The 15,875-nt window shown below is 68.7% G+C and carries 7 protein-coding genes and 1 pseudogene; 5 read left to right on the forward strand and 3 right to left on the reverse strand.

All coding sequences use genetic code 11. The annotated features are described in order from the left end of the window. Positions 1-95: 95 nt before the first annotated feature. Positions 96-1,516, reverse strand: a protein-coding gene (locus AB0M80_RS42250; RefSeq protein ID WP_364576203.1) for an IS3 family transposase whose coding sequence is annotated in 2 segments (ribosomal slippage) — positions 96-1,150 and positions 1,150-1,516 — 1,422 coding nt in all. Because the reading frame shifts where the segments join, the coding sequence is not laid out codon by codon here. A gap of 153 nt (positions 1,517-1,669) precedes the next feature. Here AB0M80_RS42250 and AB0M80_RS42255 point away from each other — a divergent pair. After that, the gene (locus AB0M80_RS42255; RefSeq protein WP_364576179.1) at positions 1,670-2,872 is read left to right on the forward strand and encodes a tetratricopeptide repeat protein; all 1,203 of its coding nucleotides are present in this window, start codon (positions 1,670-1,672) and stop codon (positions 2,870-2,872) included. A gap of 566 nt (positions 2,873-3,438) precedes the next feature. Here AB0M80_RS42255 and AB0M80_RS42260 read toward each other — a convergent pair. After that, positions 3,439-4,179: a TetR/AcrR family transcriptional regulator gene (locus AB0M80_RS42260; protein ID WP_364576180.1), complete on the reverse strand. Its 741-nt coding sequence runs from the start codon at positions 4,177-4,179 to the stop codon at positions 3,439-3,441. 186 nt (positions 4,180-4,365) lie between these two features. Between AB0M80_RS42260 and AB0M80_RS42265 the strand changes: the two genes are divergently transcribed. The 4 genes and pseudogenes from AB0M80_RS42265 to AB0M80_RS42280 all read left to right on the forward strand — a co-directional run bounded on the left by AB0M80_RS42265 (position 4,366) and on the right by AB0M80_RS42280 (position 6,644). After that, entirely contained in the window at positions 4,366-4,623 is a 258-nt protein-coding gene (locus AB0M80_RS42265; RefSeq protein WP_364576181.1) for an aldo/keto reductase, read from the forward strand. 53 nt (positions 4,624-4,676) lie between these two features. Next, the gene (locus AB0M80_RS42270) at positions 4,677-5,288 is read left to right on the forward strand and encodes a flavodoxin family protein (protein ID WP_364576182.1); all 612 of its coding nucleotides are present in this window, start codon (positions 4,677-4,679) and stop codon (positions 5,286-5,288) included. Positions 5,289-5,903: 615 nt separating this feature from the next. Next, a pseudogene (locus AB0M80_RS42275) lies at positions 5,904-6,051 on the forward strand (IS3 family transposase); the annotation flags it as partial. 179 nt (positions 6,052-6,230) lie between these two features. Further along, a complete protein-coding gene (locus AB0M80_RS42280; RefSeq protein ID WP_364576183.1) occupies positions 6,231-6,644 on the forward strand; it encodes a hypothetical protein in 414 nt (137 codons plus the stop codon). Here AB0M80_RS42280 and AB0M80_RS42285 read toward each other — a convergent pair. Further along, positions 6,598-15,840, reverse strand: a complete 9,243-nt coding sequence (locus AB0M80_RS42285) for a neuraminidase-like domain-containing protein (protein ID WP_364576184.1) — start codon at positions 15,838-15,840, stop codon at positions 6,598-6,600. The genes AB0M80_RS42280 and AB0M80_RS42285 overlap by 47 nt on opposite strands. Positions 15,841-15,875 lie beyond the last annotated feature (35 nt).

Below are 15,875 nucleotides of genomic sequence, written 5' to 3' on the forward strand. Positions count from 1 at the left end.
GGGCCTGGTCACAGTGGCGACGACGTCATCAGCACCGCGCCAAGACCAGCCACTACCGACGACGCCACCCCACCTAACGAAGTGCGGCTGGAGTATTAGGCGGCTTCCGTTTCGGTCACTTGGTTGGTGTCGTCGAGTGGTCGGTTGATCCAGACGGTGCCAGGGAGGTCGAGCAGCTTCGGTGCCGTGGTGATGCCACCGAACCGGTGCCGATGCCGGGCGCGGGCCTTGGCAAGCACAGCGCGTCGGTCGGCGGCTTTGGCGGCTGCCAGGCCGAAGTGAACGTCGGCGGGCGTGTGCAGGCCGATGCCTGTGTGACGATGATCGTGGTTGTACCACTGGGTGAAGGTGTCCATGAAACGCCTCACCTCCGATATCGACCCGAAGCGTTCGGGGAATTCCGGACCATATTTCAAGGTCTTGAACAGTGATTCCGAGTACGGGTTGTCATTCGACACGCGGGGTCTGGAGTGTGATCGGGTGACATCGAGGTCGGCGAGCAGAGTCGCAACGGTTTTGCTGGTCATCGACGTGCCCCGATCGGCGTGCACGACCTGCGGAACGCCATGGACGGCGAAGACCTGTTCCATCAGCTCCTGTGCCAGAACGCCGGATTCGTGGGCATGGACATGGACGCCGACGATGAACCGGGAGTAGATGTCGATCATCACGTAAGCGTCGAAGTAGGTGCCTTTCACCGGCCCCGCGAGCTTGGTGATGTCCCAGCTGTAGACCTGCCGGGCCGCGGTCGCGACCAGTTCCGGACATACCGCCGCGCGGTGGCGCGCCAACCGCCGGCGTTCCTTGACCTGCTTGTTCTCCGCCAGCACCCGATACATCGTGGACACCGAACACAAATAGACCCCCTCATCGAGCAGGTGGGCGTAGATCTGCAGCGGCGCCATGTCCACGAACCGCTCGCCGGTGAGCACCTCCAGAATCCGCAGGCGTTCGGCAACGGTCAGCTTGTTGACCGGGTCCGACGCCGGTTGCGGTACGCCCACCGGCGTGGGCGCGGCGGCGGCTTTGCCGTGACGGATCGCCGTCGAGCGCACCAGGCCGGTCAACGAGGCGGCTTTCCTGGTCGGCACACCATCGCCGGTCATCGACGTATAGGCGCGGTTCAGCGCTTCTTGTGCTTCTCGTCGGAATCCGCTCTCTCGGAAAGATTTTCCAAGAGAGCATGCGCTTTTCCCATGATGTCCAGGGCGGCCTCGGTGGTGTTCAGCCGTTTGTTCAAACGGGCGTTTTCCAGCGTGAGCCGGGCGATCTCAGCCTGCTCCGCGGACAGCTTGCCGACCTTCTCACCCGGCTTCTTGCCCGCCAGCACGCCGGCATCGCACTGCTTGCGCCACTCGCTGATCAACGACGAGTACAAGCCTTCCCGCCGCAGATACCCGCCGCCGTCGTGCTGCTCGCACGCCGCCTCGTAGGCACTCAGATGCGCGAGTTTCTCCGACGCGGTGAACGCGCGTCGCCGCCGCGGCCCGTCACTGCGCGGATGCTGGGACGTCATCTGCTCATTATCGCCCTCGACCAGCGAGGACATGCTCGTGCGGGTCATCTCGGTCGATCCGTATCTCGCCCTGCATCAGGCCGGGTTGCTGTGAACCAGCGGACTCAACTCACCCTGACACGCAGGGCCGGACCCGACATCGCCCTGCCCGCGGTGACCGCCCTCACCGCTCTGCTCCCGGCCCGCGCCCACAAGGCATTATCGGCGCTGGAGGAGGCGTCCCTGGTCGAACGGCGACCAGGCGGTCGGTACGCGATGCACGACCTGGTCCGCACCTACGCCACCACCACCGCCCACCACCTGTTCAAAGAAGGGCAGCATGCCGCCCTGGTGCGGGTCACGGACTTCCACCTGCACACCGCCCACACCGCCGACCGCCTCCTGTACCCCACCCGCCAACTCCTGCAACCCGACCCACCCACGCCCGGCGTGCACCCGCACCCGCTACCCGACGCCGCAGCCGCGACGGCCTGGCTGCAGGCCGAACACGTCACCCTCCTGGCCACCCAGCGCGCCGCCGTCGCTCTCGGCAGGCATCACGTCGTCTGGCACCTCGCCTGGACACTGGACGTCTTCCACTACCGGCGGGGGCATCTGCGCGACGCGCTCGCCGTGTGGCGAGCCGCGCTGGACGCCGCCGCCCACCTGCCCGACCCCGCCACCCGCAGCCGCGCCCACCGATTCCTCGGCCACGCCAGTGCCCGGCTGAACCTGCACGAGGAGGCCACCAGACACCTGGACTGGGCCCTCGACCTGGCCGTGCGCCACAACGACCTCACCGAACAGGCACACACCCACCGGGCACTCGCGGCAGCGTGGGAATACCAGGGGGACGACCGGCGGGCCCTGAACCACGCCCGACACGCCCTCGACCTCTACCGCACCCTCGGCCACCCGGTGAGGGAAGCCGCCGCGCTCAACCAGGTGGGCTGGCACGCCGCGCGCCTGGGCGAGCTCGACACGGCCCGTGACCACTGTCATGCCGCCATCACCTTGTACCGACACCACCAGGACATCGAGGGCGAGGCGGCCACTCTGGACAGCCTCGGGCTCATCGCCCACCGCACCCGCGACCACCAGCAGGCCCTCGACCACTACCGCCGGGCCCGCACCCTGTTCCGCGCCCTCGGCTACGCCTACGAGGGCGCGAACACCCTCGACCACCTCGGTCACCCGCATGCCGCGCTCGGGCAACACGAGCAGGCCCGCCAGGTGTGGCAGGAGGCACTGGAGCTGTACCGAGAACAAGGCCGCGACGAAGACGCCGAGCGGGTGCAACGACAACTCGTCGACCTTGATTCAACGCTGGAGTCAATCAGGCCGTCGGACTCAGGCGAGACCACGCAGAACGCGTGAGGCTCGGCATGCCGAGCCTCACGCGCCACCTCTTTGTATGCACTGGCAGCGAGCCACCAGATACAGGACGAACGGTCGGCTCCGCCGACCACGTTAGGAAACGGCAACGTCCACCGCGCCCAGAAATGCCGCTGCGTTCTCCTCGGAGGCCCACGGCATCCGAGGAAGTGTCACGATCGATGAGACTGATCATGGTGACATCGGTGAGACAGCGCAGAGACCCGCAGGTCAGCGAACATCAACATGTCACGGGCGGCGGGATCCTACAGTCGGCGGTCCGCGATCCGGCGCCCGCGGCGAGTACGGCGATCTTCTGCCGATCCGGCCCGCCGCAGGCGGTCGGTGTAGGTTCTCACGGCCGACGTCGTAATCTCAGGAACGATGTCGTACGGATGTCACATACGACATCGCGGTGAGACTTCGCACGTGCGCTTTCCACGCCGACCAGCGCGTTTCAGACTTAGACAGCGCCCGCCTGCCATCGCCGCATGGCCAGTGTGTCGGAGCCTGTGAGGCCGGGTGTGGCTGGGTTGTCAAGCAGGTCCGGCGCACCGGATGGTCAGCGGTCAAGCAAGAGTTTCCAACCACTCGCGCAGCAGGGCGGCCTCGGTGGCGCGGAAGCCGGCGTCGACGAGAGGATCGGCACCGCGGCCGTCACCGAGAGCGGCCAGCAGCGCCGAGGATCGTTCGGCGATGGTCGTTCGGACGTCGGTAGCCGGTTCGGTGCTGATGATCGAGTCGATGACTGTGTCACGCAGGCCGGTGAGCGGGGTCGGGTCGCGTTCGTGCTCGGGCTGCGCCAGCAGCAGCAGCACGGCGCCGGTCGTCGACGCCTCAATGGCCCGAGCGGCCGTCTCGACCGGAACGCGCAGCCGGCCCTGCTCTCGGGCCCGCTCGAGCAGACAGCGCAGGATCTCGCCGTTCTCCCGGGCGGCGGCCGGGCGGCGACCCGGGCGCAGGTTGCCGTACATCAGGGCGTAGAACGCGGGATTGTGCAGCCCGAACTCGACGTGGATGTTCCAGCCGCGTCGGATGTCCTCGATCGCGTCCTCGCTCGGCTCCAGTCCCCGCTTTTCGGCCAGGTAGCTCTCGAACCCATAGCTGCCGAGGGCGTCGAGCAGGCCGTCCTTGTCCCCGAACAAGCGGTACAACGCAGGTGTCTGCACCCCGGCGGCGGTCGCGACCGCCCGCGTCGAGATGCCTGCCGGGCCGTGCTCGGTCAACAGCTCGGCCGCCGCCTTCAGGATCGCCTGCTGCTGGTCACGTCGTTCCACGCCCGTCTCGGGCGCGCCGAGGTCGCTGCGCACGTGTCGATGGTAACACGATACCGATGACATTGACATTGACACTGATACGCTCGTACCGTTGACGATGTCACCACGCGGTACTGCTCCGTATCGATTGTCAGGAGATCTCATGACCCTTCCCATCCCGACCGCCCGCCTCACCCCCGGCGGTCCCGTCGTCGGCGCGCAAGGGCTGGGCTGCAGGAGATGAGCGAGTTCTACGGCGACACCGACGACGACTCGGCCCGGCAGCCCCTCGGCACCGCTCTGTCCGCCGGTGTCACCCTGCTCGACACCGCCGACATGTACGGCCAGGGCGCCAACGAACGCTTCCCCTCACCGTGGTGTCAATCCCCGGAACCCCTCGACGCCAACGAGCTCGCACGGCTCGAACCCATCGCCGCTCAGGTGATCGGCGACCGATACCCCGGCATGACCGAGACATCCAACGCCCGCGAAGCCTGAGTAACCGACTACACCCACGACCCACCACAGACACCAAGAACGGAACAACAACCATGTCCAGCATCGCCGTCGGCATCGCTTACACCTCCGGCTACGGACACACCCGCGAACTGGCCAACGCCGTCGCCCAGGGAGCCGGATCAGTACCCGACACACTCGTCGAGATGATCGACGTCGCCGCAATGACCGACGACGACTGGCGCACCCTCGACCGCTGCGACGCGATCATCTTCGGCAGCCCGACCTACATGGGCAGCGCCTCCGGCGCCTTCCACACCTTCGCCGAAGCAACCTCCGCCCGGTGGATGACGCGCGCCTGGCAAGACAAGATCGCGGCCGGATTCACCAACTCCGGCTCGATGAGCGGCGACAAGCTGCACACCCTGCAATACTTCTCGATGCTCGCCGCCCAGCACGGCATGCACTGGATCAGCCTCGGCCTACTGCCCGGCTGGAACACCACCACCGCCAGCGCGCACGACCACAACCGACTCGGGTTCTACCTCGGAGCCGGCGCCCAAACCTGGAACGACCAAGGCCCCGAGGCCGTCCACGACGCCGACGTGTCCACCGCCCGCCACCTCGGGCAACGGGTGGCCACGCACACCAGCCGATTTATGGACACATCCGAAGTCACCGACACCGCCGCCGCTACAGCCGGCTGAGGTCATTCGACAACTGCCCTCGGGCCCGGCCAACGTCGTCACCGTTCCGGCTCCGAGGGCAGGTCCCGACGAGTCAGGCTGATCGCAGCGCCGCACTCCGGACATCAGACGCCGATCACCTTCGAAGCCGGAAATGCCAAGAATCTGAGACTGAATCGCACGAAACGGTCATGAGGCAACAGAGAAAGCTCACGTCGATAAAGATCCACATGTCATCTCGTTTGAGATCCTACAGGTGTAGGGCCTCAGGATCGATGGTACCGGGCGCTGGTCTCCTACGGCGAGATCGCCCCGCGCTCCGGCAACCGACCCCGGCTGGTCGTGACCGCGAGGTCACCGGTGAGTGCGACGTCAACGACGTCGTCGAACTGGACGTCGTGCGCGTCGAGCCGGCCGGCTAACCCCGAGCGACCTCAGCAGAGTGCGCGGGGGGGTGGCGCTCGCCCATCACCTGGTCGCTCAGCGGGTCCAGCGCGGCCAGCGCCTCGGCGTCCAGGGTGAGCTCCAGCGCGGCCGCATTCTGCTCCAGCCGGGCCGGGCTGCGGGTGCCCGGAATGGTCGCGCCACCGCCACCCCGAGCCGCTCGGCCTGGGCGTACACCCAGGCCAGCGCCACCTGGTGCAACGAGACTGGGACGACGCCCAGCTGATCGACACGCCGCGCTCGAGATCCACGCCGACGACCCGGCCGACGGATACCGGTTCATCGCCGACGAACTCAACCAGCGCGGTTCACCGCCTCAGAGAACCGGGTGCGGCGGATCAGCTCGATGCAGCAGATCTTCTCGCTGCACGCGGCGTCGCCTTACCCAGCTGGACACTGACCGCGCCCGCGTTCACGAGGTTCTCCCCGATATGCGCTTGCTCTCCGCCGACCGAGGACGCCAGCCGAATCAGGACCGGCGGCAGCCCCAACGCGGACGGCGACGGCCGAGTGTCCCTGGTGTCCCGCGACGACCTGGCCGAGGCCGCGGCCGTTCGTGCTTACGGCACAAGACGAGTCCGCCGCGTACGAGCTGACCGGGCCGCGGAGTTCTCCTACGACGGGCTGGCCGCGCTGGTCCGCGATGTCACCGGCAAACCTTTGGCACACAGGAGCTTCACCGCAGCCGAGCTGCTCGCGCAGTATCTCGCGGCCGGGTTGCCGTCCTTCGGCACGGAGCTGCTCGCCGACGTGCAGAACGGCGTCCGCGACGGCCGCTACCGCACCGTGACCCCGGACTGCCGTGATCTGCTCGGCCGGCCAGCCGTCCGTGCCCGCCGAGCAGATCGCGGCTGCGCTGATTTCATGACACGATCGGTGTATCGGGTCAGGTCACGGTGTAGTGCACCAGCACCGTCAGGTCGTCCAACTTGACCGCGTTGGCGGCCACCGTGATCGGTGAGCCCAGCACCGGGGTGCCGCCGGTGCCCACGCACAACGTCTTCATGACCGGGTCGCGGTTCAACGTCATCGCGGTGCCGCCGACGGTGAGCGGGTAGCTGGGTGGTGCACCGTCCACTGTGGCCGCCCAGGTCGCGGCGCCGAGCACGGGGGTGTGCGCCCGTGCGAAGAACGGCAGGTGCTGCTCCCCGATCGTCAAGGTGGTGGCGCCGGTCTGCTTAAGCTGCCACCACTCGTCCGGGAAGCTCGCGGCCATGCTGAACGACAGGTACAGCCCCTGGCGTCCGGCGGTCAGCGCGGTCTCGTTGATCACGGCCGCGACGCCCTTCTCCACCATCGTGCGGAACGACGAACCTCCTTCGCGAGCGCGGTAGCGCAAGGTCAGCACGAAGTCCGAGATCGTCTCGGGGTCGAACTGCGGGAACGTCGTGGACATCTCGATCTGCCAGGTGCTGACCGCACCCGCGCCCTCGAACGGCAGGTAGCGCTCGTCGTGGAAGTTCAGCTCGAACAGGCCCGAGTCCGACACCGCGGTGCTGGTGGCGATGGATGCCATGCTGCCGACGTTGTAGGCGAAGCGCGGGTCGTTGCCGGGGTCCTCCGCGTACTTGTCCTTGTCGGTCACCGCACCCGTCCGGGCGCCGGTCGCCTTGCGGTACTTGTTGTTCACCAACGACATCGTCACGCCGACGGTCGTGTACGGGCCCGCGTTGCAGACCATGGTGGCGCTCGCCGAGACGATCCGCTGGTGGAACTGGTTCGGGTAGTCCAGCGCGAACGCGAGCTCCGGCACTTGGAAGATGACCTTGCCGGTCGTCTTGAGCTGCAGCAACGCGCCGGGATCCAGCTGAGCCATGGAGATGTGCTTGGTCAGCTCGTACTCACGGGCGTTGTTGTCCAGGTACGCGACCTCCATCCGCTTGATGTCGTGCAGCATGGCGTCGGCGGCCATCAGGCCCTTCTTCATGCTGTCCCAGTACCCGAAGCCGATGAACGTGTCGTCGCGGGCCAGCTCGTAGACGTAGCAGCGCTCGGCCTTCTTCGCCGTGTCGAACGCCAGCTTGTACGCCTGGTAATACACGGAGCTGACCTGGCCGATCATCCAGGTGTAGAGCTCCTGGTTGGTGTACTTCGACCTCATGAACTCGGCGACCTGCTGGGAGTTCTCGCGTTGCAGGTCATGGGTGACGAGGTCGTCGGCGAGCATGTCGAGGTGCAGCTGCGCGGTGACGATCTGCTGGTCGACCTGCACCAGCTCGCGGCGCGCCAGCTCGGCCTGGAAGTCGTTGCTGTCCGAGCGCAGGTGATAGCTCGCCTGCGTGCCCGCCATCCCGGCGCCCTTGTCGGCTACTCGCGTCAGCGCGGACAGCACCGCGGCCGCGGACTCCGCCGACCCGCCGATGCTCTCGCCACCGGTGGTCGCGGTGACCGTCGGCGAGCCACCGAAACCTGCGCCACCGATTAGGAAGTTCGGGATCAGCTTCAGTCCGCCGGACAGTGCGTACCCGAGCGCGACGGCCGCCTCACCGATCAGCGACGCCCCGTTGAGCGCCACCGCGGTGATCTCCCACGGTGACATGAACGGCTGCGACGTGTAGTAGTCGATCTTCTCCTGGGTCACCTCGCGGCTCTTGTGCAACCCCTTCAGCGAGCCCTTCGCCTCCTCGATGGTGGCGAGCTTGACCGCGCGCACCGTGTCGAGGACCGCGATCTCCTGGTTGCCCCGCAGCCTGGTCAACGCCTCCGCGTCCTTCTTCTCCAGGGCCACGAGCAGTTCCGAGCCGAGGCCGGCCACCTGCTGGGTCAGCTCGGCCGCCTTCTGGGTCATGGTCGTGAACCGGTAGTGCGGCGGCGGCGCGCCGAGCCCGGCCAGGAACGCCGAGATGTCCAGGCCCGCGGCCGCCGCGCGGACCAGCGCACCCGGATCGATCGGCGGGGAGAACAACGCCAGCGAGGCGGCGATGCCGTCGATGTTCTCGCAGTTGCGGATCTTGGTGAGCCGGTCGCCGACCAGGTCCCACAGGGCGAGCAGGTTCTCGTTCGCCGGTATGCAGAAATACAGCGAGGTGAGCGTCGCGGACGGCGGCGGAAGCTCGGCGCCCTTGTGCGGCAACAGGTTCAGGTCCGGCACGAGGTTCTCGAGGTCGAGCAGGGCGTTGCTGAAGATGTCCAAATCGCCGCGCAGCTGGGTGTACGTCATGTCCGGCACGGGTACCGCAGGCGGGACGATGTCGGGCCTGCGCCCGAGCAGCTTGCCTGCCAGGACGTAGAGCTGGGTCGCCTGATTCACCGACTCGCGGGTGAACTGGCGGAACAGGCTGTCGCCCCAGTCGACCAGGTTCTGCACGTAGTTGACGACGACCGCGATCTGGAACGCGACCGGCCGCGACCGGGCCACCACGTCCGGCTTGAACGGCTGGCTGCGCCACTGGTCCACCGCGAAGGCCAGATCGCCGATCGTGGTGGCGGCCGGGTCGGCCGCGATGGCGCCCATGATCATGTCGATCCGCTGGTCCAGGTACTCCTGGGCGGTCTCGAGGAAGAACGGCTTGGTGTTCCAGTAGCGACGCGGCGCCGGGGCGTCGCCGATACCCACGGGGTTGAAGATCAGGTGATACCAGTCGCGGGCCTTCTCGAACTGCTGGTCCTCGGTCAGTCGCGACGCGATGTCGAAGGGCAGGTGGAAGAACAGCTCCCAGTTGTAGGAGGAGTAGGACCCGGCCAGCTCGAAGTCCACGTTCTCGCGCGGGTACGGGGTGATCACGATCGGGTCGGGCTGGTAGGTCGTGGCGAAGTCGAATCCGGTGTCCGCGAGCTGCACATCGCGGCGCATCATCGCGGGCACCCCGCCCGCGCCGAGTTCGGAGCGGAACCGGCAGACCAGCGGGTGGTAGAAGTTGCGCACGTTCAGCCCGTAGCGCAGTTTGCGGAACGCGTCGATCTGCGCGACCACGGCAAGGTACGCCGGGTCCTTGCGCAGCTCGTCGACGAGCTCCTTGAGCGTCATCCCCGGTGTGGCCTTGAACTTCGCGACGTAGGTGAGCAGCAGCGCGGTCACGTCGTCGATCAGCTGGAAGACGTCCGACGCGGTCTTCTTGTACTTCGCCAGATCCGCTTCGGTGATCGGCTTCTGGTGGTTCTCGCGGTCGCGGACCGGGTAGAAGCCCGGCACGATCACGTACCCGCGGTAGTAGTCGCCGAAGAAGAACGGCAGCAACGTCCCCAGCGGCAACGCGAAGCCCCTGCCGCGTCCGGCGAGGTTGTCGTTGTTCCCGCCGGAGTACGCCAGCGCCCACAGCTCCAGCGCGACCACCAGCCAGTCGATCACCGTGACCTGGAACGGGTAGGTGACGTCGAAACGGCCCGCTGGGGTCTGGTTCAGGATCTTCTGCTCCGGCAGCCCCGGCAGCAGGCGAACGGCCAGCTCCTCGCCGATGTGGTCGGGCAGCGGGGTGAACCGGTCGGCGACGAGTTCGGTATCGGTGAACCGCGGGTAGAGCTGGAAGGCCAGCGAGCCGCCCTGCTGCGGCTCCGGCACGCCCTTGCAGCCGGTCAGTGCGAACGAGCCGAGGTAGCCGCCGGGGCTGAAGCACGTGATCGCCTGTGTCGCGCCGAACGCCCACACGAAGAAGTTGAACTGCACGGCGTTGTACTGCTCCGGCGCGAATTCGGTGTACAGCGCGCCGTCGGAGACCTTCTTCTCCCGCCACCGCCCGCCCGCGTACTCGCTCACCGCGAGCTGGATCTTCCAGCGCTTGTCCGGCTTGTCGTTGGCCTTGCCGCCGCCGAGGCTCGCCGGGTCCGGGGTGTCCGGCGGCGCCTTCGAGTCGTCCGGCACCGAGGTGAACACCGGCCATGCCAAGGTCAGCCGCGAGTTGCGGGAGAACGCCAGCAGCTGGTCACCCGCGATGTCCAGCGGCACGGTCGTCCACGGCGTCCACGCACGCTCCTGGTGGAACTCACGGTGGTAGTAGACGGCCGGGGTGCCGCCCTTGGTCCGCGCGAACACGTGCTCGACGCGTGCAGCCGTGTCGTAGTAGACGGCCATGACGTCCAGGTGGGCGATGTCGTCGAGGCTTTCCAAGTAGCCGCCGGTCGCATCCTCGACGGACAGGTCGGTGAGCGCGTCCTGCTGCAACGTGTCGTCGAGCTTGACGAACAGTTCCGAGCGGTCGTCGCGCAGGCTCGGCACGTGCCAGTTCTCCGGCCACAGGAAGATCTTGCGGTTGGCCTCCCACACCCGGAAGTTGGCCATCCACGACCACTGCCCCCAGCCGTCGTCCACGCCGACCTGCGCGACGCAGGCCGGTTCGAGGGCCATCAGGCAGCGCATGGCGAACAGCTGCACGGTGGCGTACGCCTGCACGATCCGTGAGGTGGACATGCCCGCGGTCATCTGCACGTCGATGAGGAAGTGGTCGTAGAGGTCGTCCACCCCCGTCAGGTCCGGGTTCACCGCGAGCAGGTAGGCGACGAGGGCGTCCCGTTTGAGCGGGCGGAGGCCGTCCTGGATCTGCTTGAGCACGCCGAGCCATTCGGCGTCGGCGTAGCGGGTCTTGAGCGCGGCACGCATCCGCCTGGCCTCGGCAGGGCCGAGCACCGGTGCGGTCACCGCGACCGCACCGGGCACGTCGAGGCCGAAGGTGCGCAACGTGGTCGCCGCGGTCAGCAGCCGGACGGCGGTGGCCGGGTCGTGGTACGCGGTCAGGTCCGGGGCGGAGAAGCCGAGATGGGCGTCCAGCGCGGTGAGCAGGCCCGGGTCGGTGCCGGTGAGCATGGCCAGCACGCCGAGCGCGGTGGCCGCGGTGCCGGCCAGTACCGCGTCGTAGAACCCAGCGGCTGTCACAGGAACGGCCGGATGCGCCGGGTCCACGGTGTCCGGGTAGTTCGTCAGCAGGTCGAGGAACTCGGTGAGCCGCAACCAGTCCGGATAGCCGACGACCGGCAGGCTCGCGCGGTACGGCAGGCGGTCCCACTGCGCCCAGCCGAGGGCCTCGGCGTTGTCGAGCAGCCACGCGATGGTGGCCGCGGGCAGCTCCAGCTTCCCGGTGGCCAGCTGGATCGTGTAAAGCAGCTGGACGGCACGCTCCTGCCGGTCGGCCGCGGCCGCGCTGGTGTCGTCGTCGAGCAGGACGTCGTGCAGCAGCGGGTCGCCGACGCTTCCCTTCAGGTGTGCGTGCTCGAGCAGGGCGTCGACCACGTCCGTCTCGGCGGCGAGCGCGGTGGCCACGGCCGTGCCGAGCGCGGTCTCCCGGTCGGTGCGGTACAGGTCGTCGCCGACGGCGGTGGCCAGTGCCTCGACGACGGCGTTCTGCTCGGCGTCCTTCGGCGGCGCGGCCGCGGCCCGTGCGGTCAGCGCGGCCTTGAGAGCGGTGGTGTCGACGTAAGGGCCGAACGTGGTGTCCACAAAGGATGCCTCGGTGACGGCCGGGTCGGTCCACGCGTCGTCGAGCAGGGTCTGGGTGGTGGCGATCGCGGTGGCCGTGATGCCGGGCAGCCGGTTCAGGAACGGCCGCACGGCACGGGTGTTCTCACTCGGCGTGGCCGCCGGGTCGTACGGCGACGCGTCGGCGAGCGCGGCCTTGGCGTAGGCGTCGTGCAGTGTGGTGAGCAACGAGGTGATCGTGTCCGCGGCGACCTCGTACGTCGTCAGGTCGGGCGCCTCGTGACGCAGCAGGTAGCGCCAGGTCGCGATCGGCACCGGGGTCGCGCGCAGTCGGTTGACGGCGTCGAGGAACGCCATCAGATCGGTGGCCGAAGCGAGCGGGTCGAGCCCGGTGATCGTGATGACCGAGTCGAGGTCGGTCGCGCCGAGCCGCAACGTCACGCACAACCGGGCCAGCGCGTACGCCCGGCTGACGCTCGCGGTCGTGAGCGCGGGATCGGTGCCGGTGAGCGCGAGCACGATCGCGGTGTCGGCCGGGGACGTGCCTAGCGCGAGGCCGAGGTAGCTCGACGCGGCGGAGAGCTTGCCGCCGGAACCAGGGGTGCCCGTCTCGGCGGCCTCGTTGGCCAGCACGGCGGCCGGCTGGAACCGGCTGTCCACCGACCCGGTGCGCACCGGGTCGAGGAACGTGCTCCCGTAGGTGCCGTCCTTGTCGAGTGCCAGAGGTTCCAGCAGGTCGAGCGTCGCGTCGATGGTCAACCCGGCCGCCGTCGACGCGGCGGTCAGCGTGGTGACCGCGACCAGGCAGGCGTCGTCCAGGGTGCCCGCGCCGCACGCCGTGCTGCGGATCGCGCGGTCGAGGGTCGCGCTCGACCAGCCGGTCGCCGTCCGCAGCCGCAGGAACCGGTGGATCCGGTCCAGCGCGGTGTCGTCCAGGTGGACGATCTTCTTCTGCGCCAGGTCGGCGCTCGAGTTCAGGTGCTGCACGAACAGGTCCTCGCCGCCGTCCACCCACGTCCGGTCCACCAGGTCGAGCAGGTCGGTATAGGTGATGCCGGCCCGCACCACGAATGTCTCCACTGTGGACAGTGTGGCGGCCGCGGGCGTGCCGGGGGTGTTCCAGATGGTCGGCTGGTTCGCCACGTCCTGGGTGACGACGGCGAGGCGTTGCGCGTCGCTGAGCCCGAGCGACTCCGCGGCGCAGGCGACGTCCGACGGCACGCCGCCGGTCTGCAGCAGCTTCATCACCTCGGCGCGGTCCACGTCGAACTGCGCGAAGTAGCGCCGCGTCTCCTGGTGGGCGAGGTCGAACGGCAGCACGAAGCAGAACGGGCTCGCCGCGAGCCGGGCGTACGCGGCCGCGTTGACGTACTCCGGTGCCGCGCTGACCTGCTCGGTCGAGCCGAACGTCTGGCGCAGCGTGCGGATCCGCCAGCCACCGCCGTCCGGCGTGACGCCCGCGACGGCGGCCGCGTCACGGGCGACGTAGCCGCCGTCGAGATCCGGGCCGTAGACGATCGCCGCGTTGGTGAAGGCGAGGCCCGCGGTCTGCAGCACGCTGAGCAGCGACGCACTGATCGGGCCCGCCGCCATGGCACCGGCGAACGCGATGCCGGCATCGGGTGCGACCGCCTCTTCCAGCAGTTCGCAGACCACGTCGAGGTAAGGCAGCTCGGTGTTGGTGTTGGCGCAGTTCAGATCCGTCACCGAGAGGTCGGGGCGGCGTTCGAGCAGGGTGGTGAGCGCGCCCTTGACGGTGACCGAGGGCGTGGTCGTTGTGTCGACAACGAGCCGGTGGCTCAGGTAGTGCATGACGTCCACCAGGTACGCCGGGGCGCCGTGCACCGAGCGGCAGTCCGAGCACTCGCACATGTCGATGGTGGAGAACAGGCTCTTCATCGACGGGAAGTCCTTGACGACGGGCTCCAGCTTGGCCGGCGCGGGCGCCAGCGCGGGCAGCATCGTGGCCGACGCGGACGCCGACAGCTGACCGGCCAGCACCAGGCTGGCGCTGTGCACGTCGGCCGCCTTGGCGAACGTGGCGGTGGCCGACCCGGCGTCGAACGTGCCGCTGCGCACGGCGTCGCGGACGAACCGGTCACGGCCGCGGGCCAGCACCGCACCGGCCGAGTGCAGGCCGCCGGCGAGCAGCGTGCGGGACTTGTCGTAGCTCGGCGCCAGCCGGAACATCCGTTGCGCGGACCGCAGCGAGGCGGCGGCGCCGTCTCCGCCGAACTCCGGGTGCTCGGCCAGCAGGGCGCGGACGTCGCCGGAGGCGAGGTCGAACTCCGGGTTGGTGGCCAGCAGGTCGGCGACCGCGGCGGCGTGCGGCAGCGGCGGCTCCGTATCCGCGCCGAGGCGGTGCGCGAACGCGGTGGTCGGGAACCTGCTGGCCATCCGGTCGGCCAGCAGGTTCCCTTGACGCGTGGCGTCTTCCTGGTCGACGGCGCCGCCGGAGCGGTCGCGTACGGCGCTCGCCCAGTCCGCCGGGGAGATCGTGGCGAGGCGGTGCACGTCGTCGAAGCCGTCGAGGTCGTGGCTCCCCCGTACGTGCTCGATCAGGCCCGCGTCGTCGCCAAGCAGCTCGACCAGCGAAAGCCGGCCGCGGGTCTGGTCGGTCGGCGTCTGCGGTGCCACCGGGTCCAGCGCGACCAGCCGGTCGAACAGCGTGGGCAGGTCGCCGAACGCGTCACTGTCCATGATGGACATGACCTGTGCGACGAGTTCCGAGTCCAGCACGTGCCGCAGGTGGTCGTTGAGGATCCGCTCCCGCTGCTTGGCCGCGTAGCTGGTCGCCTCGTCGCGGTACTGGGCCAGCATCCGCAGGATCTCGGACAGCTGCTCCAGCACCGACCTCGGCACCAGGAACAGGTCGACCGCCTGGCGTACGGCCGTGGTGAGGTCGTCCTCGGCCAGCAGTGCGATGTCCAGCAACAGCGGGTGCACCTCGGTGGACAGCGTGATCCGCAGCCGCGGCGTCAGGCTGGCCCAGCGTTGCGCGGCGGCCAGCGTGTCCATGGCGAACACCGCGTAGAAGAACGGTGCGACGATCTTGCTCTCCGCCGTCAGCCGCTGCGCCACCGCGACGTGCTCGATCTTCGCAGCGGCGATCCGGGTCTCCCCGCTGAGGAACGTCAGGTCCTGGTGGTCCTTGTCCTCGGCGAGCTCGGTCAGCGCGACCTTGCCCACCAGCGGGCGCAGCACCCGCATGATTCGCTCGTACTCGGTCTCTTCGGGCGCGACGGCCACCGCGAGCCGCACCGTGATCGCGACCAGCGGGCCCGCGTTGAACTCCGTGTCCGCCATCGGCGGGTCGGTCAGCTGGGTCTGCCCCTGATAGGCCCGCACGACGACGTCGGCCGTCCCGGCTTCGGCGTCCTTGGCCTGATCCGGGGTGTAGGCGATCTGGTAGAAACCGTCCACACCGGACACCGCGGGCTCGCCGAGCTGCTGGTCGGCCCGCATGTCCCGGTCGAACACCCGGACCGTCACCCCCGTCGCGGGTTCCTCGCGCGGTCCGAGCACCAGCCCGACGACGTACCCGCGCCGTGTCACCTCGGCCGCCGTCATCGTGCGCACGGTGTCCGGGTCGGCGACGCCGGTGGGCAGCAGCTGCAGGCGTTGCTGCACCGCGATGAGCTGGTAGCGGGTGCTCGCCCCGAACACCCCGGCCACGAGCTCGTCGTGCGCGGGCGCGGCGTCGAAGTCGAGCAGACGCGCCTGCAGCGTGCGCACTGCGGGGCCGGACTGGCCGACCGACAACGCGCGGTAGTTCTCGGTCATGCGGGGTTCTCCCGGATCATGCGGCGGTTGGAGCG

Source organism: Amycolatopsis sp. NPDC051045 (assembly GCF_040682955.1).
GTDB lineage: Bacteria > Actinomycetota > Actinomycetes > Mycobacteriales > Pseudonocardiaceae > Amycolatopsis.